Annotated in this window: 1 protein-coding gene and 1 pseudogene; both read right to left on the bottom strand. The window is 70.2% G+C overall.

Annotated elements, in window-relative coordinates; translation table 11 throughout:
* Nucleotides 1-593: GntR family transcriptional regulator (locus CCN29_RS23935; RefSeq protein ID WP_086684409.1), on the bottom strand; the 593-nt coding region annotated here is incomplete at its 3' end.
* Between the two features lie 147 nt (nucleotides 594-740).
* A pseudogene (locus tag CCN29_RS23930) lies at nucleotides 741-935 on the bottom strand (DUF4190 domain-containing protein); the annotation flags it as partial.

The raw sequence follows: 935 nt of genomic DNA, 5'->3' as shown, positions 1-935 counted from the left end.
GGGCGCGCGCCGACCTCCTCCGTGACGTTGTCCACGATGACGTCGATCGCGCGCATGCGCTCGACCACGCCCATCCCGCCCAGCGGACCCTCCTCGGGCAGCATCACGGGGGTACGCCCGGTGAGGGCGAGCGGCTCCCACGACGTGGAGAGCATCATCGGCTCGCCGGCCTCCCGGAAGAGGTACTTCGTGCGCATCACGCGGTCCCCCGGGTCGATGCCCAGCCGCTGGGCGATCGACGCGCCCGCGTCGACCTGCTCGCTGCTGGACTCCCAGGTGCCACGCACGCCGATGTCGGCCTGCTCCTGCCGGAACGGCGTCGCCCCGCGCTCCGGGCGGAACCCGGAGCGGGCGACCCGCCGCGGCACGGGCCGCTCCCGCACATACGTCCCCGATCCCGAGCGGCCCTCGACGAGCCCCTCGGCCATCAGCACCTTGCGCGCCTCCAGCGCGACCGTGTCCGAGACGCCGTACTCCTCGCGGATGCGGGCCTGGGAGGGGAGCCGGGTGTGGGGCGGCAGCTGACCGTCGACGATCTTCTTGCGGAGATCACCCGCGACGCGCAGGTACGCCGGCTGCTCACCGAATGTCACTGGCCGCTCCCATCAGGTTGTACAGACAGCAACAGGGTGGCAACCCTGGGTTGTCCGAAGCAAGCAAAGGCCAGAGAATCACTCGATGTGATGAGTTCTGCCGCGGGAGGGCTTTACGCAGGCAGTTTCTCCCCGCTATGGCGGCGCTCACACCTCCATCTCACCGGCGTCCGGCTCCTGCTCCATCTCCTCGTCGTAAGCGGGCGGTGAAGTGGCCAGCCCCAAAGCTTCGCGCACCGTGATGGAGAGGGAGGGGTCGGTCGCGTCCCAGGCCTCCTCCTCACGGATCCAGTAGGAGTCCGGGTCGGCGGTGCCCGCCGCCCGCTTACGACGAGGAGATGG

This window comes from Streptomyces pseudogriseolus (assembly GCA_002154585.1).
GTDB classification, from domain to species: domain Bacteria; phylum Actinomycetota; class Actinomycetes; order Streptomycetales; family Streptomycetaceae; genus Streptomyces; species Streptomyces pseudogriseolus.
The sequence above is the reverse complement of the archived record's forward strand: the minus strand, read 5'-3'. Positions and strand labels throughout refer to the sequence as shown.